The 20,038-nt window shown below is 40.6% G+C and carries 16 protein-coding genes and 1 pseudogene; 6 read left to right on the top strand and 11 right to left on the bottom strand.

Going from position 1 to position 20,038, the window contains the following annotated elements; genetic code table 11:
- Positions 1 to 277: 277 nt before the first annotated feature.
- Entirely contained in the window at positions 278 to 1,291 is a 1,014-nt protein-coding gene (locus tag KK487_RS06875; RefSeq protein WP_215522093.1) for an endonuclease/exonuclease/phosphatase family protein, read from the bottom strand.
- A gap of 234 nt (positions 1,292 to 1,525) precedes the next feature.
- On the opposite strand from KK487_RS06875, the pseudogene KK487_RS06870 reads away from it, so the two are divergent.
- A pseudogene (locus tag KK487_RS06870) lies at positions 1,526 to 2,787 on the top strand (valine--pyruvate transaminase).
- A 405-nt stretch (positions 2,788 to 3,192) separates the two neighbouring features.
- The gene (locus KK487_RS06865; protein ID WP_215522092.1) at positions 3,193 to 4,392 is read left to right on the top strand and encodes an Nramp family divalent metal transporter; all 1,200 of its coding nucleotides are present in this window, start codon (positions 3,193 to 3,195) and stop codon (positions 4,390 to 4,392) included.
- Positions 4,393 to 4,466: 74 nt separating this feature from the next.
- On the opposite strand, the gene KK487_RS06860 is transcribed toward KK487_RS06865, so the two are convergent.
- On the bottom strand, positions 4,467 to 4,928 hold the full coding sequence (locus KK487_RS06860; protein WP_215522091.1) for a hypothetical protein: 462 nt from the start codon (positions 4,926 to 4,928) through the stop codon (positions 4,467 to 4,469).
- Between KK487_RS06860 and KK487_RS06855 the strand changes: the two genes are divergently transcribed.
- Positions 4,913 to 6,094 (top strand): PQQ-dependent sugar dehydrogenase, encoded by a 1,182-nt coding sequence (locus KK487_RS06855; protein WP_215522090.1) that lies wholly within the window; start codon positions 4,913 to 4,915, stop codon positions 6,092 to 6,094. The two genes, KK487_RS06860 and KK487_RS06855, sit on opposite strands and share 16 nt — an antisense overlap.
- Positions 6,095 to 6,098: 4 nt before the next feature.
- On the opposite strand, the gene KK487_RS06850 is transcribed toward KK487_RS06855, so the two are convergent.
- Positions 6,099 to 6,995, bottom strand: coding sequence for an alpha/beta fold hydrolase (locus KK487_RS06850; RefSeq protein ID WP_215522089.1), 897 nt, complete (start codon positions 6,993 to 6,995; stop codon positions 6,099 to 6,101).
- A 183-nt stretch (positions 6,996 to 7,178) separates the two neighbouring features.
- On the opposite strand from KK487_RS06850, the gene KK487_RS06845 reads away from it, so the two are divergent.
- A complete protein-coding gene (locus KK487_RS06845; protein WP_252190555.1) occupies positions 7,179 to 8,291 on the top strand; it encodes a response regulator transcription factor in 1,113 nt (370 codons plus the stop codon).
- 446 nt (positions 8,292 to 8,737) lie between these two features.
- Here KK487_RS06845 and KK487_RS06840 read toward each other — a convergent pair whose 3' ends face one another.
- Positions 8,738 to 9,064: a YggL 50S ribosome-binding family protein gene (locus KK487_RS06840; RefSeq protein WP_215522088.1), complete on the bottom strand. Its 327-nt coding sequence runs from the start codon at positions 9,062 to 9,064 to the stop codon at positions 8,738 to 8,740.
- Positions 9,065 to 9,517: 453 nt separating this feature from the next.
- Complete coding sequence (locus tag KK487_RS06835) at positions 9,518 to 10,396, bottom strand: DUF2971 domain-containing protein (RefSeq protein ID WP_215522087.1); 879 nt, start codon at positions 10,394 to 10,396, stop codon at positions 9,518 to 9,520.
- Between the two features lie 236 nt (positions 10,397 to 10,632).
- Here KK487_RS06835 and KK487_RS06830 point away from each other — a divergent pair, with 236 nt between their 5' ends.
- Positions 10,633 to 11,595: an integron integrase gene (locus KK487_RS06830; RefSeq protein ID WP_215522086.1), complete on the top strand. Its 963-nt coding sequence runs from the start codon at positions 10,633 to 10,635 to the stop codon at positions 11,593 to 11,595.
- Between the two features lie 252 nt (positions 11,596 to 11,847).
- Here KK487_RS06830 and serS read toward each other — a convergent pair whose 3' ends face one another.
- The 6 genes from serS to lrp form a co-directional block, all read right to left on the bottom strand.
- Positions 11,848 to 13,152, bottom strand: a complete 1,305-nt coding sequence (serS, locus tag KK487_RS06825; RefSeq protein WP_024601694.1) for a serine--tRNA ligase — start codon at positions 13,150 to 13,152, stop codon at positions 11,848 to 11,850.
- A 9-nt stretch (positions 13,153 to 13,161) separates the two neighbouring features.
- Positions 13,162 to 13,542, bottom strand: coding sequence for a fluoride efflux transporter CrcB (crcB, locus tag KK487_RS06820; RefSeq protein ID WP_010389726.1), 381 nt, complete (start codon positions 13,540 to 13,542; stop codon positions 13,162 to 13,164).
- The gene (locus KK487_RS06815; protein WP_128583630.1) at positions 13,535 to 14,878 is read right to left on the bottom strand and encodes a replication-associated recombination protein A; all 1,344 of its coding nucleotides are present in this window, start codon (positions 14,876 to 14,878) and stop codon (positions 13,535 to 13,537) included. Before KK487_RS06815 ends, crcB begins: the two co-directional genes overlap by 8 nt.
- A complete protein-coding gene (gene lolA, locus KK487_RS06810) occupies positions 14,871 to 15,497 on the bottom strand; it encodes an outer membrane lipoprotein periplasmic chaperone LolA (RefSeq protein ID WP_058154502.1) in 627 nt (208 codons plus the stop codon). Before lolA ends, KK487_RS06815 begins: the two co-directional genes overlap by 8 nt.
- Complete coding sequence (locus KK487_RS06805; protein WP_128583631.1) at positions 15,497 to 17,986, bottom strand: DNA translocase FtsK; 2,490 nt, start codon at positions 17,984 to 17,986, stop codon at positions 15,497 to 15,499. Before KK487_RS06805 ends, lolA begins: the two co-directional genes overlap by 1 nt.
- Before the next feature lie 196 nt (positions 17,987 to 18,182).
- Positions 18,183 to 18,662: a leucine-responsive transcriptional regulator Lrp gene (gene lrp / locus KK487_RS06800; protein WP_008110073.1), complete on the bottom strand. Its 480-nt coding sequence runs from the start codon at positions 18,660 to 18,662 to the stop codon at positions 18,183 to 18,185.
- A 139-nt stretch (positions 18,663 to 18,801) separates the two neighbouring features.
- On the opposite strand from lrp, the gene ald reads away from it, so the two are divergent.
- Positions 18,802 to 19,923 (top strand): alanine dehydrogenase, encoded by a 1,122-nt coding sequence (gene ald / locus KK487_RS06795; RefSeq protein WP_013464758.1) that lies wholly within the window; start codon positions 18,802 to 18,804, stop codon positions 19,921 to 19,923.
- Positions 19,924 to 20,038: the final 115 nt, after the last annotated feature.

Raw genomic sequence — 20,038 nt, 5'->3', positions numbered from 1 at the left:
TTTGTTATATAAAAGCAACCCTGCTTTGTAAGTACAACAAGGGTAGTTGTAATAAGCGATTTAAACGAACTTAAAAATCCAGCGTCACTAATCTACCACTCTCACCGTTAATAAAGATGATGTGGATCAATATAAATTAGGGTTAATGCACTAATTATTAGTGATTTTTTAAAACAGCAGGATAAAAGAAAGGGAAAACATCAAGGCACCTACTGAGCGCCTTAATATTAATTATGTCAGCGGCAGATTAGCTTACTATTTATAGTAACAAAACCCGCTACGACCTTAATGCTAAGCTAATCAATACCACGCCATGATCTGTGCTTAAATCATCACGCTCAAATTCAGGGTTAATTAAATGACGATCGTAAGTATGGTAATGGCTCACCTCAAAAAAGCTGTCGTCGTAACTTGAGTCAAACTCGCAAGACAACAAAATGTAGTCAAGCACTGAGCTGCTCGCGCCAAAATAATGCGTAGGCTTTCGCTTTAAATCCACTGTATTTTCATTATTTTGATTAGCCAAATTTAATTGCGACTTTGCAAATAACTGCCATGCGTCGTTAAGGCAATATTTTGCAAGGTAAGTTTTACTGTCAAACGTGGGGGCAAAGCGCAGTGTATTTGTTAGTAAATGGCTTAAAACGCCATCAGCTAAGTCGTTGTTAAAATCGCCCATTAAAACCATTGGGTTTTGTGTAGATTCGCGGCGCGCAATGATGTCCATCATCAGTAATGTGGCTTCACTGCCGCGCTGAATAGTTGAGCCCCAACTCCCAGCTATATCGGCCTTTAATAGCTCGATAATATTTTTTTCGGGTGTGAGGTCTTTGTTTTGCTCATCAAGCTCTATCATTGAGCGCTTAGACTTAAAATGCACCACATAACAATCCGTGTTGCCGATATGCGGTAAAGTTATTGTAGCTCTAAGCACCTTTCGGCTAAATGTAAAATCCTCAGTTAAACCAAGGGTTTTAGCAAGCTCATGGTCATGCTCAACAGTTGCCACTTCAACGATGGGGTATTTAGCAGCAAGCGCTACTACAGGGCGTTTGTAAATAAAGTCGTCGATTACCTGAGGCTCATCTACCACGGCAAAGTACGTATAGCCTTGATCTTTAACTAATTCTTTAAGCGACTCAATACTAAATACTTCTTGAAAACCAATCACATCAGGCTGATGTTCGGTTAAGTAATTTACAAGCCAACGCTGCTTTCTAGCCCACTGCTCTGCGGTGTATATGCGTTCAAATTCATAATAGGCATTAGGCGGCTCAAGGTAATTAAACAAGTTAAAAGTGGCAATTTTAAGAATCGTATCAGTAATAACCGAATCGTCTGCTTTGGTGTTTAAAGGTGTTTTAGTGTGTGATTCAAGGTTGCTGATAAGGCTGCCCTACTTAAAATATGAAAAACGATTATAGCGGGTTATGGCTATAGTAATCTAATCGGTGAAAATTTTTCAATATCAAATTCATAGTGTTAATTTACACTAACTTATCATTTTTTAAGGCACACGGTCATTATGGATTACTCAAACTTCGGCACTAAATTTACTCAACCTAATGGTATTACTCAGTTAATGGAAGATTTAGGCGATGCTAAAAACAGTAATAATCCAAATATTGTTATGCTCGGTGGTGGTAATCCGGCCCTAGTGCCTGAGGTTAATGATATTTTTATCAATGAGTTACAAAAGCTTGTTGCTAATAATACACTTTCCAACGTATTTGGACTTTACGATGGCCCAACAGGTAATGATGCATTTCGTGCAGCTCTGGCCAAGCAACTAAAAAGTGAATACTCATGGGATTTAACCGCAAATAATATAGCGCTTGGTAATGGCAGCCAAGCCAATTTTTTTGTGTTATTTAATCTGTTAGCTGGCAGTATGCCTGATGGAAGCCATAAAAAGGTTTTATTTCCGCTGGCACCTGAATATGTAGGCTATGCAGATCAAGGCTTAACTGACGATATGTTTGTAGCAATAAAGCCCGATATCGAAATTTTAAATACTGAAAGTGGCTCAAACCAATTTAAATATATCATTGACTTTAAAGCTGTTGAGCAAGTATTAGCAAGCGACAGCAGCATTAGCGCACTGTGTGTGTCTCGCCCTACTAACCCTACAGGCAATGTCATTACTGATGAAGAAGTACATCATCTCGATTTATTGGCTAAGCAATATAATATCCCACTGATCATTGATAACGCCTACGGCGACCCATTCCCTGGGTGTATTTATACCGATGTAAACTTAACCTGGAACTCAAACATTATTTTATGCATGTCGCTTTCAAAGCTTGGCCTACCGGGGTTGCGAACCGGTATTGTAGTGGCTAACAATGACATAATTAAAGCCATTGGCCGTGTAAATGGCAGTATGGTTTTATCGCCTAACAGTTTTGGCCCAAGTTTAGTAACACGCCTAATTAATGAAGATGAACTCCTCCCGCTGTGTAAAAATTCAGTGCTGCCTTTTTATCGAGAAAAAGCACAAACAGCAATGAACTTGTTTGATGAAATATTTGCCCACCTCCCCGTTTACTTACACAAAGTAGAAGGCGCATTTTTTATGTGGCTGTGGTTTAAAGAGGCAAAATAACCAGCGAACAACTTTACCAAAAGCTCAAAGAACAGGATGTTTATATTATTCCCGGGCATAATTTTTTTATTGGTATTGATGATGCTTGGGCACACAAACACCAGTGCATTCGCATTAATTATGCAACCGATGCCAGCACTTTGCGAAAAGGCTTAGAGGCCATTAAAGCCGTGATGGCATAAATGGGTTGATATTTAGGGCATTCAAACCCTTTGCGTGAATACAGTGCGTGCAAAGCGTTTATAGTGCCTATAGTTATTGGCATAAACCTGTGAACAATTTAAGGTTATTAAGTCATTCTCTAAGCCGTTAAATAAGCCCTAAACTGAGGTAAGCAGTTATTACTTTTATTTGTTGATTGTACTAATTTTGCGCAAACGCGCCACACCCCCTTTAAATTTATATATAAGTTGGTATGCTACGCGACCTTTTTTAACATATGATTATCATTAAAAAAGGGTTTGCCAAGGGGCGGCTATCGCTGCAAGGCACTTAATATAAGTGGCAGCAATAATACAGGCATCGCGTTATAAAACGTTAGATGTAACTTTAAATAGCAATATACAAAAGTACTATTAAGGTCAATTATGCGATTAGGACCAGGACTACTCGTCACCGCTGCCTTCATTGGACCAGGGACTATTACGACTGCCAGCGTGGCAGGTGCAAACTTTGGTTTTGCACTAATATGGACATTACTGTTTTCAGTTATTGCCACCATATTATTACAATCTATGGCGGCGCGCCTTGGCGTAGCCACCGGGCAAGATTTAGCGCAAGCGCTAAGAGCTCACATTGAAACGCCCCTATTTAAATCTCTCGCTATATTTTTAGTGATCAGCGCCATTGGAGTAGGTAGTGCCGCCTACGAGGCTGGCAACCTTAGCGGTGCCAGCATGGGATTAATTGAAATATTTCCTCATGTTAATGCCCAGCTTTGGACGCCACTCATTGCATTTTTAAGTGCGGTGTTACTTTACAGCGGTAAACACAAAGTCGTTGAAAACGCGCTTATTTTATTAGTGATTTTAATGAGCCTAGTGTTTATCTCTACGTTAGTTATGGCTGCTCCCTCTCTGAATGATGTGTTAGCAGGGTTTATTCCTAGTATGCCTGAGGGTTCAATTACCACGGTATTGGCATTAGTGGGCACCACCATAGTGCCGTATAACTTATTTTTACACTCAGGTGTTTTAGCTGCAAGACACGACAGCAAAAGTGATAAGCAAAAAGTTATTAAGCAAACTAATATAGATACGGGTGTGTCTATCACCTTAGGTGGCGTGATCACGCTGGCAATTTTATCAACCGCGTCAGTGGCATTTTATGGCACAGATGCAGGGCAAATTAGCGCTGCCAACATGGCGGTACAACTTGAGCCATTACTTGGCGATGCTGCCCATTACTTTTTTGCTATTGGCTTATTTGCAGCAGGTTTAACCAGCGCAATAACAGCTCCCCTTGCCGGTGCATATGCAGTATGTGGCATGTTAGGTTGGTCAAATAAAATGGATAACACCCGCTTTAAAAGTGTCGCCATTGTTATTTTATTATTTGGTGCAGCCGTGGCGTCTCTGGGTTTAGACCCTGTTGCCGTGATAATTTTTGCCCAAGCAGCTAATGGCCTATTACTGCCTATTGTCACCACCTACCTTGTGTGGCTAGTTAATCAAAGCTCTGTAATGGGCAAATACACCAACTCAATGTTGGTAAACTTACTTACTTTACCGGTGTTAGTGCTTATTTTTGGCTTAAGTGGTTACAAGCTGTTTAGTTTGATTTTTTAATACCACTAGGTAATTTATACACACAAAAGCCGCTATATTAATAGCAGCTTTTTACATTGCAGGCCAATACTGACTTAAAAGCCGTGATGCGCTGCCTTGTGCTTATTTTCCTTAATAAGTTTTGCAAATACATAACCCCCTACTGCACCTGCACATAATTGCGCATAAAAACCCCAACCTCTTGCACCTGCAATAATAGTAATATTCATAATAGATTCAATCGCAATTAACGCCGTTGCAAACGCCATCACACCAGCAATAACAAATAGTTGTGTACCTTGCTTGTTCATTTTTTTAGCAATAAACCAAGTAACCAAAAACGCGATGGCAAGTGCAATCGCAATAATAGCGCCATAGGTCGGTAGTAAGCCAAGCCAATCTTCAAGGATTAAGTTAACACGGTCATTAAAGCCCACTACTACACCTACATTAACTAATTGATTGACAACGTATTGACTATGAAACAAGCTAGCGAGAGTGAATGTAAGTAACCAAGAAACTAAAAATGACGGGAGTATACGTGTTAAAAACTGCATGGTTATCTCAACTTAAAATGAAACTTTTTCCTTACACTAGCAAAGGCTTGCAGGGTAAACAATCTCTATGTTGTATTACGCTACTGTCACTTTTAGCGTTTTCTTGTCACGCCAGTGCAAAGTTACCAACACAGCAATACACAGCTAGTACTTTAGCAACAGAGCTTAATTCACCATGGAGTATGGTTAAACTCCCAAACAATACCTGGTTAATCACCGAGCGTGATGGCCATGTTGTTATCATTAAAAACAACCAACAAACCCGAGTTAAAATAAACTTCGAGGGCTTATACGTTGCAGGGCAAGGTGGTTTACTTGATGTAGTGCTTTCGCCAAATTACAGTGAATCAAAAGAAATTATATTCACTTACGCCCAAGGTGAGCTTGATGCAAACAGGCTAGTAATAGCCAAAGCCACGTTTGATGGTGCGCAATTTTCAACGCCAAAAATTATTTATAAAGTCGCCACCGATAAAGGCACACCGCAGCATTATTCTGGCCGCGCGCTTGTGCTGCCTGATAATACCTTATTATTTTCAAGTGGTGATGGTTTTGACTACCGCGAGCAAGCACAGGTTATTACCAGTCAACTTGGCAAAACATTACGCATAAACTTAAACGGCACAATACCAAGCGATAACCCGTTTCTTAGTCACAAAAACGCTAACGCGCATGCCATTTATTCACTTGGGCACCGTAACTTGCAAGGCTTGGTTTATGATCACGATACACAGCAAATTATTAGCCACGAACATGGCCCCGCAGGCGGTGACGAGCTCAACTATTTAACAGCTGGCACCAATTACGGCTGGCCAGTAATCACCAACGGCGACGATTATTCACAAGCACGTATTTCTCCCTTTAGAGACTACCCTGGAATGGCTAAACCAGCCGTAGATTGGACGCCCTCAATTGCGCCATCAGGCATGGCGTATTATGGCGATAACCATGCAGCCTTCCCTTCACTGCAACGCCACGTACTTATTACTACATTGGTCGATAAAAAGCTCTACAGTATTAATTTAGCGAATGGTGAATACACCCAGACTCATATTTTCCCAGAAGCCACAGGCAGGCTCAGAGATGTGTTTGTCACTGCTGAAGGTAATGTAGCGATATTAACGGATGGAAAAGAGGCAAAGTTAATGCTGGTAACGCCAAATTAGTCATTTATTTAAACTTATGAAACTCAAAGAAGGACTGAGTTACTTGATTTGGTTGTTCTAATTGCGGGTAATGTCCTACCCCTTCCAATTCAATAATATCTGGATTAATGATTAATTCGCGATATCGTTTAACCATATGACGGCCCAAAACAGGGTCGTCCATACCGCAAATTAACCGCATGGGTATATCTGCTTGTTGTAAAGCGCTCACCCAACGAGCGCGATGTAATTTACGCTCTGTGATGTAATAAATCAGTTTTGCCATAACTGGCTTGCCCTGTTTATACGCAATTAACTGCCACAACTCCTTGAGCTCTTTCTCAGCAAGTGGTGTAGCGCATATATTATCAAAATTACGCTTAAAGCTTTTATAGTTTGCAAGTCGCGACACTAAAGCACCTATAGGGCTAAGTAACAACTTTTGCAATAATACCGGTTTATGTGTTTCTGGAAATAACCCACCGTTAAGAAAGCAAACGCTTTGTATTTTTATGGCATGCGGCTCATTTAAATTGCTTCTAGCAAGTAGCTCTTGGGCTACCGTATCACCATAATCGTGGCTTAAAATATGCGTTGCCTTTACATTAAACATCTTTAAAAAATATGTCAGTAAATCAGCTTGCATATTTATGGTGTAAGTAACATTTTGAGGTTTGTCACTAAAACCAAAACCCAGCATATCGAGGGTAGACACCTTAAAGTGCTGTGTTAGCGCAGCCCATTGATTATGCCAATCCCAACTTGCAGTTGGATAACCATGAATCAGCAATAAACACGGCGCGCCCTCTTTACCTTGCACATGATATGCTATGTCATGACCTTGAAATTGAAACGTCGATTGGCTCTTATGCCACGAAGCTAATGAGTCAGTAATTATTGTAGTGTTGCTAATGACATTCATGACAACTTCGCTGCTTTTATAGGGTTATAAACACATAAATTAAGTAACTACCATAATTGAGTCTTCAAGTTGTGTCACTTAAATAAGTAATGAAAAATATACATAAGCCGATTATTTGCGGGTAGCCATTTCCATGGCTATTATATTGAAGAAGGATGAGAGTAGTTAAATTTAGGAGAGCATGTGAAAATATTGTCCGTTGATGATAACCCCCAAAATAGAAATATCATGGAAATGGTCCTATCTAAGCAACATGACATTACCTCATCTGATGGCAGCGAGCCTATATTAGCTTTAATGGAGGAACATCAGCCTCAAGTAGTCCTAATGGATATTTTACTTAGTAATGATTTCACGGGTTACGACTTGGTTAAAGAAATAAAAGAATGTGGTGCGTATGACGACTGTGAAATTATATTTATTTCAGCCTTAACATCGAGTGAAGACAAACTCACAGCTTATGGCTATGGCGGTGATGATTATATTGCCAAGCCAGTAGATTTTAAGGAACTTAACGAAAAATTAAAGCGTGTAGAACTGCGCATTACAGAGCGAAATAATCTAAAAGAAATGTTCGAAGTCGCTTCATCTACCGCTTTTACATCAATGCAACAAGCAAGCGAACTTGGAGAATTAGTCACATTTTTTACTGACAATCTTGAGGTAACGGATTTAGACACATTATTTGCTAACGTACAGCGCTATTTTACTAATGCAGGCGCCAGCTGTTGCGTAGAGTTTAGGGTAGCAAACCAATATCACCAATTCCCAAAACAAACTATTTCTGACTTGGAAAAAGAAATTCTAGAACTAGGCAGAAGAGCCAAGCGAATAGTTCCATTTAGCTCTAATTTATTATTTAACGCGCCTGCTTGTTCAATGCTTGTAAAGGGAATAAATACAAAGGATGAAGGCTTACTTGGTCGCCTTCGAGATAACTTTGCTATTTTGCTTACCATTATAGAAAGCCGGATAGAATTTATTGAACAACAATTAGAAAAAGCCAACATTCGCCAACAAGCTTTAAACACTCTAAAAAGTCAACTTGCTGATGATTTTAGTACAATAAAAAAGCTATGCTCTGAGCAAGATAAACAAATAAAAATACTCGTTAATGACTTATCTCAAGCTATACAATCAAAAATGATCACTCTAGGCTTAGATGAAGAGCAAGAGTCGGAGCTAGTAGGGTTAGTTGATGAAACGAAAGAAATTGTAGAAGAAACCTTAATCCTGTCTTTTACACTAGAAGATAAATTACAAGCCATAACAAAACGCTTAAAAGCTGTTGAATAATATAAGTACAATTTATATACCAAGCTCGACAGAACCATGACGTTAAAACTTCAACCTTACTTCGCTCTTTTACAATTAAGCTCAAGAGTCAGTGATTATTGTAGTGTTACTAATGACATTCATGAAAACTTCGCTGCTTTTAGAGGGTTATAAACACATAAATTAGTAACTAAATTAATTAAATCATCAACTTGTGCACCTAAATTAGAACTCTGTTGGGTGGCGCCTTCGGCTTAACCAACCTACCTTTTAACGTAGGTCGGATAAGTGGCGAAGCCACGCCATCCGACAAAAATGATGAATTGACTTGGGGCAACCCGATTTATCATGCTGTGCTTAATATGCAAAATAACGGCTTTTTAGCCGCTTTTGTAAATTTAAGTTCTGATATGTGAAGTTAATATTTGCTCATTTTGGTCTTCAACCAAATAATTTTAGATAAATCATTACACTGCGTAGTTTGCATCAACTAGCTGACTAACAACAATATTTGAAATGTTTTCTTTAGACTTTAACCAAAGCTCAACGTCTTCTCTATCTTGGTTAGTCGCCGAACCATAACGATGAACAGAACAAATAAAGCCACTGAATGACTTACAATCACCTCCACCAGCAATACAAAGTTTTCTTTTATCAATAAATTCTAAAAGCTCATCTAGTAATAAATCAAACTCTCCTTCTGTTACATTTAAATTACAAGTAAATTCAAATCCTAGAATAGCAAATTCATCTAAATACAACTTCTTGCGTAATCGTCTACTTTTAGTACTCATAAATATCCTTTGGCATATGACGCCAACTTATTAATCTGCCAATGAGGTACATAGAGTAAGTTATAAGGAAGAAAAATCCAAAGATAATTTAATATTTAACAAATAGTTAGAACTTAACTAATTACGCTCAATTGTTATCTGAGTACTTTTTAATGAAGATATTTATTCACAAAGAGGATAAGAGACGCTGCGCTTTTAGAGGAATATAATGGCTTAAATTAAGCCGCTTGGAAAAATTTAAGTTCTGATGTCTGAAGTCAAGATTTGACCCCTTTGGTTTCTCTTTCTACATAACTCTCAACTTGCTTACCACTAACCCCAAAAACTTCTTCAACATTCATTTAATTAATACTTCCATTTATTGATAAATGCAGTCCTTTGACTGCGCTATAACGCTTTGCTCACCGGAAAATTAGGAGCGTAGCGAGTAATTTTTCCGCGTGCAGCAATTTGTTATACCCTTCTTATCGAGTTACCCCAAGGGGAGTTCTTTATGCCAGGCATGTATCGAAGGTTTCCATAATCATACCAAGGACTACAGTTTTTCCATTTCAGGCCCATACATCGAACTCCCCAAGTCTCAGTGGCATCCATGATGTCCTGTATGCCCTTTTCACTAGTATTCTCTCCGAAAACTATCCCGACCAATGCGTCTTTATAGTCCAGATAGAGATTCTCATTATTCTTGGAAAAAACAACAATCCGCCACTCGGATTCATCTCTCCAGTCTTCCATTTTCTCAAAGAATAGCCTTTTGTAGTGCGTATTCAGGTGATCCATCACGTACCTTTCCTGACCTACTGTTTCCAGGTGATCTAAGTTTATGGTGTACTGCTGTTCATCTGGATTATAAAGATTCCGAATGACCTCACGATTGGTATATGTCACAGGACCACTCAACACTAGATGTTCACTTGAAAATCTTTCCTCAACTAACTCGTTTAGCCTTTTTCTATCAAAAACAAGACAAACACCTGCATGCTTGTCAGCATACTGCGCCCACATGCGAGGCTTACTAAACCCTCTCCTAAAAATGTCCTGCATATGATTCCCTGAAAGTCCTTTGGAATCCATTGAAAAACAGGCTATTTTTGCTTTTCCCTTCAACGCTACTGATAGCCACCCTGACATTTCAGACATCTTATACTTGCCCAAATCAGTGCCACCATTTGTTCCTAAATCAAACTCCCACGATTTGCTCTCTTTAGGGTCGTTAGTCCCGACATAGCTACTAAATTGAAGTGTGTGATTGGCGATTATGTACTCAAGAGCAACATCCGTACTTGTATAGTGGTAAAGATAGCTATCAGATGAAGTTACGTTCTCAATCATACGACCTCAGGTATAACAATTTTGTCTACGACATTTATCGGTTTATAAAACGACAAATGTCCATATATTACAATGCATTTATCTTAGCCCTCAAATAAATACCTGTAAACAATTAGTTAGCTTCACTCATGTTTTATAAATGGCGAAATACACCGAAATGGTGGAGTTCAGTAATATTGGACAAAACAACACACACTGTCTATATATACAGTTGACTTTTACTGGAGATTCATAACATGAAATCACCTTTTTTAACTATGATAGCCGAACAAATGTATCTAAAGCGTTATGCTAAAAGTACCGTTAAAGCGTATTTATACTGGATAGCTTCGTTTATTCGTTTTAACTCTATGAGGCACCCTACAACGATGGGAGGTAATGAGGTCGAACTTTTTTTAAATCATTTAGTCAACCAAAAAAATGTTGCTCCTAATACTCAAACACAAGCCTTAAATGCGTTGAGCTTTTTATTTAAAGAAGTGATTAAAAAGCCACTCTCATTATCATTAGGTTTTATTAAGAGCAAACGAGCAACTAAACTACCGGTAGTTTTAACGCAGCAGGAAATAAATAATTTTTTTAAAGTATGCTCTGCAAAGCATTATTTACCCTGTGGATTACTTTATGGCAGTGGTATGCGATTAATGGAGGTACTGCGTTTACGAGTACACGATATTGACTTTGACTATAACTGCATTCGAATTTGGGATGGCAAAGGAGGTAAAAATCGTGTTGTTACGCTTGCAGTAGAGCTCATACCGCAATTACGTTCTCAAATACAATTAGTTGATAGTTACCTGCAATTAGATCAGAAAAACCCCTTATATAGTGGTGCTTACATGCCGCATTTGTTACGTAAAAAATATCCAAACCATAACAAACAGTTAGGTTGGCAATATTTATTTTCATCACATAAATTAAGTCTTGATCCTGAGAGTAAGCAGCTGAGGCGTCATCATATTGATGAAAAACAATTACAACGCGCTGTTAAACAGGCTACTAACGATGCAAAAATTAGGAAACACGTTACACCACATACCTTACGCCATTCATTTGCAACGCACCTATTGCAAAGTGGCGCTGATATTCGCACAGTTCAGGCACAATTAGGCCATAGTGATGTGCGAACAACCCAAATATATACTCATGTTTTACAGCAAGGAGCCAATGGTGTTGTAAGCCCATTTTCGAGATTATAAAACCAGCAAAAGTTTTTAATTATGTGTCACGTGTTAAAGTACGCCTTACACAAAAATAGCGCCGATAATGTATGAAGCCGATTCTTACACAATGAATTTCACTGCGAATTAATATCTCAGCTTTTACCTTTAACCTCGAACCTTTTCCCTTTAGCCTTTTACCCACAAAAAAGCCGCTGTTCGTTAAAACAGCGGCTTTCTTAATTAAAGCTTATAGCTAAAAACTGACAGCTGACAGCTGACAGCTAAACCTTAAGCTTTACCAATCACTTCAAGTCCACCCATGTATGGGCGTAATACTTCTGGTACGACTACTGAACCATCGGCTTGTTGGTAGTTTTCTAGTATCGCAACTAGTGTACGGCCAACCGCTAAACCTGAGCCGTTTAGTGTGTGTAAAAGCTCTGGTTTTTTAGCACCTTCACGACGAAAACGTGCTTGCATACGGCGTGCTTGGAAATCAACCATGTTTGAACATGATGAAATTTCACGGTAGGTATCTTGTGCTGGTAACCATACTTCTAAATCGTATGTTTTAGCTGCGCCAAAGCCCATGTCGCCCATACATAAAATCACTTTACGGTATGGCAATTCTAGCGCTTGTAAAATTTGCTCAGCATGGCCTGTTAGCTCTTCGAGTGCTTGCATTGAATCTTCTGGTTTCACAAGCTGTACAAGCTCTACTTTATCAAACTGGTGCTGACGGATTAAACCGCGTGTATCGCGACCGTAGCTGCCTGCTTCACTTCTAAAACATGGCGTGTGCGCTGTTAAGCGAATTGGTAAATCGCTTTCTTCGTAAATTTCATCACGGGCGCTGTTTGTAAGCGGTACTTCTGCCGTAGGAATTAAGCTAAAGCCAGCTTGTTGCTCGCCATCATCGTTTACTAAGCCTAATGTGTGGAATAAATCTCCCGCAAACTTTGGTAATTGACTTGTGCCGTATAGGCTTGCGCTATTCACTAAGTACGGTACATACATTTCTGTGTAGCCGTTTTTATCTGTGTGGGTGTCTAGCATGTATTGGGTAAGTGCACGGTGCATACGCGCTACTTGGCCGCGCATTACGGTAAAACGTGCGCCACTAATTTTAACGCCCATTTCAAAGTCTAGGCCGTTTAGGTCTTGCCCTACGTCAACGTGATCTTTTACCTCAAAATCGTACTTTTTAGGTGTACCCCACGTTAAAATTTCTACGTTGTCGTCTTCGTCAGCGCCTTCTGGTACCGACTCATCCGGTAAATTTGGAATTGCTAAGGCAATTTGTTTAATTGCTTCTAGCACTTCGTCTTGCTCAGCTTTAGCTGCGTCTAATTCGCTGCCTAAGTTAGCAACTGCGTCTAGCAATGGTTGTGCGTCTTCGCCTTTTGCTTTTGCTTGGCCAATGGCTTTAGCACTGGCGTTACGTTGACTTTGAAGTTCTTGCGTTTTTACTTGTAATGTTTTGCGTTTTTCTTCAAGTTCAGTCACTACCGCTACATCTAGCTCATAACCACGTGCGGCTAAACGTGCTGCAGTTTGTTCGACATCTTGACGTAAATATTTAGAATCTAACATGTTAGTTTTTTAACCTTTTTGCATTACTAGCTGAAGGCCCAGCCAAGCCATAAAAATACACACCATCACGTTTAAGATGATATTGAGGGCCATCTTAATAAAGTGACCTTGTTGTAATAACAACAACGAATCCATTGAGAATGTTGAAAAGGTGGTTAACGCACCTAAAAAGCCAATTCCGATGAGGGTTTTAGCAGGACTGACGGCAATAACTTGTTTATCTATTAAACCGTATAAAATGCCCATCAACAATGAACCCAGAATATTAACCGTCAACGTGCCAAAAGGGAATCCCCTACCGAGGAGTTTTAGCATGGTTTCGCTAATAAAAAACCGTAAACAGGCTCCTGACGCTCCGCCAAGGGCTATCATCATGTAAAGTTTAATCATGCTCATAACGTTTTATTGGGCTTTGTGCGTCGCGCTCTTTTAAATAATCGAGCTTTTGTTTAATTTTTTGCTCAAGTCCACGATCACTTGGCTGGTAGTATTGTTTGCCATCCATTTCTGGCGGTAGGTATTTTTCGCCAGCAGCAAATGCGCCTTCTTCGTTATGCGCGTAACGATACTCTGCGCCATACCCTAAGTCTTTCATTAAATTGGTGGGGGCATTACGTAAATGCTCTGGTACCGGGTAGCTTGGCTCGTTTTTAGCGTCCTGTTTGGCTTGATTAAACGCCATATAAACCGCATTACTTTTAGGTGCACTGGCTAAATATAAGGTGGCCTGTGCAATGGCGCGCTCACCTTCGCTTGGGCCAACACGCTGAAAAATATCCCATGCGTTTAAAGCCACTTCCATTGCGCGCGGATCGGCGTTGCCGATGTCTTCTGTAGCAATTGCTAATAAGCGCCTTGCAACATAAAGCGGGTCGCCGCCACCGGCTAAAATACGGCAGTACCAATAAAGCGCACCATCGGGCGAACTGCCTCGCACCGATTTATGAAACGCCGAAATTAAATCGTAAAATTCATCGCCGCCTTTATCGTATTTAGCTAAATGCGTGGGAAGAACTTGGCTGAGTACCTGTTCGTCTACGTTGTATTTGCCGTTTTGCTCAGTAGTTAAATCGACTGCTTGCTCGAGTAAATTAAGCACTTTACGAGCATCGCCACCGCTTGCTTGGCACAGCGCTTGTTTGGCGTTATCTGCAATCACGATTTGCTTTTGGCTAAGTTGTTCGTCTTGTTTGAGTGCGCGCTCTATTACTGTGTATAAATCGCTTTCTTGCAAGGATTTTAATACATACACCCTTGCGCGAGACAAAATCGCGTTATTAAGCGCAAACGACGGATTTTCGGTGGTGGCACCAACAAATATAAAAGTGCCATCTTCAATGTGGGGTAAAAACGCATCTTGCTGAGACTTATTAAAGCGGTGTACTTCGTCAACAAACATCAAAGTGCGCTGACCACGGCTTTGTAAGTTATCGCGAGCTTGGGTTACGCTATCGCGAATATCTTTTACGCCAGCGGTTACTGCCGACATTTGAATTAGTTCAGCGTCGGCATGGTTGGCAATAATTTGCGCCAGCGTAGTTTTACCTACCCCTGGCGGGCCCCATAAAATTAAACTATGGCAACGCCCTGCAACAATGGCTTGATGCAGCGGTTTGTCGCTACTTAGTAAATGTTGCTGCCCTATATAATCGTTAAGCGATAAAGGGCGCATACGCGCAGCGAGTGGGCGCACATCGGGCCCAAAGTTAAATCCTAAATTACTCACCGTTACTCTGATCGTCTATTTCTACACCCGCTGGCGGGGTAAATTCAAAAGTTGTTTTATCAAGCTCAGTATTAACCTGTGCATTGCTAAATGTAAACGCAGACAGCTGGCCTGAGTTATCTTTAACTACCAGTTTTGCAAGCCCTTGCTCGTTATTAGCAAAAGTAATATCAAGCTGCTCTACTTGGCTTTCTACGCCTTTATTTGGGGTAATGCTAAAGCCTAAGTCAGTAGCGATCACGCTGTATTTTTCCCATTGCGCAGGGTCTTTAGAGGTGAGCAATATAAACGGCGTTGAGTCAATTAAACCGCTGGTTTTCATAATGGTTACTTGCTCAGCAAAGCTATCAAAGTAATAGGTTTTATCGCCGTTTGATACAAATAAAGTGTCGTCTGGGTTAGTTTGCTGCCAGCGGATCATTAATGGCTGTTGCAACGCAATATTGCCTTGACCTTGCATTACCAGTTGGCCTTCACCGTCGGTTACGTTTTGTTTAAATTGTGCTTTAAAACTTTTTAAGGTCGATAACTTATCTTGTAATGCTTGGCTGTCGTCAGCAAAGCTTGGCATCGCCACTAAACTGCCCAATACCAATAATAAACTACTTAATTTTTTCATTAATTTGCTCCATTAGGTACTAATACATCGCGCGCCCCGTTGTGTCCTGGTGCACTCACGATACCTGATGTTTCCATTTGTTCTACTAATCGTGCAGCACGGTTATAGCCTACACGTAATTTACGTTGCACTGACGATACCGATACTTTACCGGTTTCTATTACAAAGGCGACCGCTTCGTCGTATAACGGATCTGATTCTTCATCGCCATTTTCGCTGGCTTCCCCTGGTAATAAAATATCTTCCGTGGCATCGCCATTTAAAATCTCATCTATGTAATTTGGTTTAGCACGGGCTTTCCAATCGTTTACCACGGCATGTACTTCATGGTCGTCTACAAACGCGCCATGCACACGCTCTGGCACACTGGTACCTGGCGGTAAATAAAGCATATCACCCATGCCTAATAAGTTTTCAGCGCCTTGTTGATCAAGTATGGTACGCGAGTCTATTTTACTTGATACCTGAAACGCCATACGTGTAGGTATATTCGCTTTAATTAAACCGGTTATTACATCAACCGATGGGCGCTGTGTTGCCAAAATTAAGTGAATACCCGCAGCACGCGCTTTTTGCGCAATACGAGCAATTAACTCTTCAACTTTTTTACCTACAATCATCATCATGTCGGCAAATTCGTCAATAACCACCACTATGCTAGGTAATTTATCTAGCTCATCAGGGCCGTCTTTCATGCCGTCGGTGTCTTTAAATAATGGATCCATAATTGGGTAGCCCGCTTCTTTGGCTTCCATTACTTTTTGATTGTACCCTTTTAAGTTACGTACACCTAAAGCCGACATCAGCTTATAGCGGCGTTCCATTTCACCTACACACCAGCGCAGTGCGTTAGCCGCTTCTTTCATGTCGGTCACAACTTCACATAATAAATGCGGAATGCCTTCGTATACTGAAAGCTCAAGCATTTTCGGGTCAATCATGATCATGCGAACATCTTCAGGGCCCGATTTATACAGTAAGCTTAATATCATTACATTAACGCCCACTGACTTACCTGAACCGGTTGTACCGGCCACTAATAAATGTGGCATTTTACCTAAGTCTGCACACACAGGTTGCCCTGCAATATCTTTACCAAGCACCATGGTCAGTGGCGATGGGTTTTGCTCAAACTTAGGCGCGTTTATGACTTCTGATAAACGTACAATTTCACGGTATTTATTAGGCAGCTCAATACCGATATAGGTTTTACCAGGAATAACTTCAACCACGCGCACACTAATTGCCGAAAGTGAACGCGCTAAATCTTTTGACAGCCCTGTAATTTTAGACACCTTAATACCCGGTGCTAAATCAAGCTCAAAACGAGTAACAACAGGCCCGGGGTAAACCCCAACCACAGTGGCTTGCACGTTAAAGTCGAGTAGTTTTGTTTCTACAAGGCGTGATACGCTATCGAGCTCTTCTTGCGAAATTGGGTTTTTTGCTTTGTCGGGCCTGTCGAGTAAATCCAGTGATGGCAATGGCCCCGGTGGTGGCTCTTGCTCTAATAATTGCTCAAACTTCTCTTTTGCAGTTGGCGGCGGTTGAAACCCTGATTTAGGCTTGTTAATTGGCCTTGCTGGTGAAACCACGGTTGTTGCTGGTTTTTCAGGTTCAACCACAGGGCTTTGATCCAGCGCGTTAAGTGCTGCCTCGGTGTCCATAGGTTCATCGTCTATGGCGCTAAAGCTAATTTCTTGATCGAGTATTTGGTCAAGCTCGTCAAACGGCATAAACTCGTCGTCTTGAGGGGCATTAACCTTAGTTGCTGGTTTATCGAGTGCTTTTGGTTTGTCTGCTTTTTTATCAGCAAGTTCAGGTTCTTGTTGGTGTGTATCGTTTTCAAAATAGGCATCGGGTTGCTCGTCTTGTACTTTACCTGCAATGCGTTCGCGTTGCATCCAACCACGGGCATAGGTCACCAAAAAACGATATAACCTAACAATTAAATCACCCAAGTAATCAACAAATTGTACCCACGAAACGCCTGTTAATAAGGTTAATCCTGCAAAAAAGAAACACAGTAGTAAAATAGAGGTACCGGTAAAATTAAACGCTGGCATCATGGCGGATGCAATCACATCACCCACTACCCCACCGGATGAAAAGTTATAAATATCATCAAAATTAATACTGCTAATAGCGGTTGCTGAGGTAATAAACAGCGCAAAACCAATAATGCGTAATCCAAGTGTGGTGTAATCGAGTTGTAAAATACGGTGTGGCTGCTTAAACACCAAGTAACCTAGCAGCTGAATAGCCGCTGGCACAAAATAGGCAAGCCAGCCAAAGGTAAGTAATAGTATGTCGGCCACCCACGCGCCCGCTGTACCCGTAATATTTTGTACGTTGGTAAATTCACCCGTTTGCGACCAAGCAGGATCGGCAGGATGAAAACTAATTAAAGCACATAAAATAAACACCGCTGCAAAGGTGCTGACGATGAGCCCCGTTTCTAATAGTCTTTGTACACCGTTTAGGCGCATAATTACCTATCCCTCATTATTATTTTTTACACTCACTTGGCAATAGAATACCTTAGCAGGAAATGTATTTTGATGCACTTTATCTTAACCATGATGGCCTGATTATGAACAAGTTTTTATTATTTAGTCGTACACTTATTAAAAAAGCAAAGTTGGCTGCAACAATAAAAGTATATTAAAGGCTGTTACTCTATCATTAAGCAACAAAAGGACGGATCACCACGCCCTCTTCACCTTTTACTTCTTCCATGACTACATAAGTGCGGCTTTCACTCACATTAGGCAGTTTTAATAATATATCACCGAGCACGCCTCGGTATTCTGACATATCGTTAACCCGGGTTTTTAATAAAAAGTCGAAATTACCCGAAACCAAATGACATTCTATAATTTCTTCGTGCTTTCTAACAGCGGCACTGAACTCTTCAAATACGTCGGGCGATGTTTTGGTAATGGTTACTTCCACATACACAGAAAGCCCTTGACCAAGCTTGGCAGGGTCAACCACAGCTTTGTAGCCTAAAATATACCCCTCTCGTTCGAGCTTTTTCACTCGCTCTAGACAGGGCGTGGCGCTTAGGCCAACTCGTCGGGCCAGTTCAACATTTGACAGGCGGCCATCGAGTTGTAATTCGACTAAAATCTTGCGATCAATACGGTCTAATAAGTTATGCATAGCTTTTTAGTTTTTTATTCTAATAAAATCGATTTAACAGATACTAACACTACAAAGACCTTAAAAAAAGGTGAGACACACTACCCTAGCATGAATATAATAGTGAAAAATTTTTATCCCGTTCTAACAAGGCAAAATTATGATTATTGGTGTACCTAAAGAAATTAAAAACCATGAGTACCGTGTAGGTATGGTTCCTGCGAGTGTTCGCGAACTTGTAAATCACGGCCACCAAGTGATTGTTGAAACTAACGCTGGTATGGGCATTGGTTTTACAGATGATGATTATGTTCAAGCAGGTGCTGAAATTTTAGAAACAGCTGCTGACGTTTTTGCAAAAGCAGAAATGATCATCAAGGTAAAAGAGCCACAAGCTGTTGAACGTGCAATGTTACGTGAAGACCAAATTCTTTTCACTTACCTTCACCTTGCACCGGATCTTCCACAAACTGAAGACCTTGTTAAAAGTAAAGCAATCTGTATTGCTTATGAAACAGTGACTGATGCACGCGGCGGTTTACCACTATTAGCACCAATGAGTGAAGTAGCGGGCCGTATGTCTATTCAAGCAGGTGCACAAGCGCTAGAAAAAGCAAACCACGGTCGTGGTATGTTACTAGGTGGTGTACCAGGCGTTGAGCCAGCTAAAGTTGTTGTTATTGGTGGCGGCATGGTTGGTCGTAGCGCTGCACAAATGGCGGTTGGCTTAGGTGCTGAGGTTGTTGTACTTGACCGTAACATCGACGTACTACGTGCACTAGACGCACAGTTTGGTAACAAAGTTAAAGCTATTTACTCAACAGCTGACGCTCTTGAAAAGCACGTACTAGAAGCTGACCTAGTAATTGGTGGCGTGCTTATCCCAGGTGCTGCTGCACCTAAACTAGTGACTGCTGAACACATTAAAGCAATGAAGCCAGGTGCTGCTATTGTTGATGTTGCGATTGACCAAGGTGGTTGTATTGCAACCTCTAAAGCAACTACGCACGCTGATCCTACTTTCATCGTTGATGAAGTTGTTCACTACTGTGTTGCTAACATGCCTGGTGCTGTTCCACGTACATCTACGTTTGCACTTAATAATGCAACATTACCGTTCATCATTAACCTTGCAAACAAAGGTTACAAAAAAGCACTACTAGATGACGCTCACTTCTTAAAAGGCTTAAACGTAATTAAAGGCCAAGTAACATACAAAGAAGTAGCTGAAGCGTTCAACATGGAATATGTTGACCCACGTACTGCAGTAGAAAACGCGTAACAATAATAGTTACCGCTTATACCTAAGTCATTATTTAGGTATAAGCATTAAAAAAGCAGCTAATTAGCTGCTTTTTTTGTATCTAAATTTTAGGGTCTGTGGTCAACAGACCCTC

Source organism: Pseudoalteromonas sp. SiA1 (assembly GCF_018732205.1).
GTDB classification, from domain to species: Bacteria; Pseudomonadota; Gammaproteobacteria; order Enterobacterales; family Alteromonadaceae; genus Pseudoalteromonas; species Pseudoalteromonas tetraodonis.
The sequence above is the reverse complement of the archived record's forward strand: the minus strand, read 5'-3'. Positions and strand labels throughout refer to the sequence as shown.

Excerpts from the sequence above, each read along its gene's own strand:
- KK487_RS06865 (WP_215522092.1), top strand. The coding sequence starts at position 3,193 with ATGCGATTAGGACCAGGACTACTCGTCACCGCTGCCTTCATTGGACCA.
- KK487_RS06860 (WP_215522091.1), bottom strand. The coding sequence starts at position 4,928 with ATGCAGTTTTTAACACGTATACTCCCGTCATTTTTAGTTTCTTGGTTA.
- KK487_RS06850 (WP_215522089.1), bottom strand. The coding sequence starts at position 6,995 with ATGAATGTCATTAGCAACACTACAATAATTACTGACTCATTAGCTTCG.
- KK487_RS06840 (WP_215522088.1), bottom strand. The coding sequence starts at position 9,064 with ATGAGTACTAAAAGTAGACGATTACGCAAGAAGTTGTATTTAGATGAA.
- KK487_RS06835 (WP_215522087.1), bottom strand. The coding sequence starts at position 10,396 with ATGATTGAGAACGTAACTTCATCTGATAGCTATCTTTACCACTATACA.
- KK487_RS06830 (WP_215522086.1), top strand. The coding sequence starts at position 10,633 with ATGAAATCACCTTTTTTAACTATGATAGCCGAACAAATGTATCTAAAG.
- serS (WP_024601694.1), bottom strand. The coding sequence starts at position 13,152 with ATGTTAGATTCTAAATATTTACGTCAAGATGTCGAACAAACTGCAGCA.
- crcB (WP_010389726.1), bottom strand. The coding sequence starts at position 13,542 with ATGATTAAACTTTACATGATGATAGCCCTTGGCGGAGCGTCAGGAGCC.
- lolA (WP_058154502.1), bottom strand. The coding sequence starts at position 15,497 with ATGAAAAAATTAAGTAGTTTATTATTGGTATTGGGCAGTTTAGTGGCG.
- KK487_RS06805 (WP_128583631.1), bottom strand. The coding sequence starts at position 17,986 with ATGCGCCTAAACGGTGTACAAAGACTATTAGAAACGGGGCTCATCGTC.
- lrp (WP_008110073.1), bottom strand. The coding sequence starts at position 18,662 with ATGCATAACTTATTAGACCGTATTGATCGCAAGATTTTAGTCGAATTA.
- ald (WP_013464758.1), top strand. The coding sequence starts at position 18,802 with ATGATTATTGGTGTACCTAAAGAAATTAAAAACCATGAGTACCGTGTA.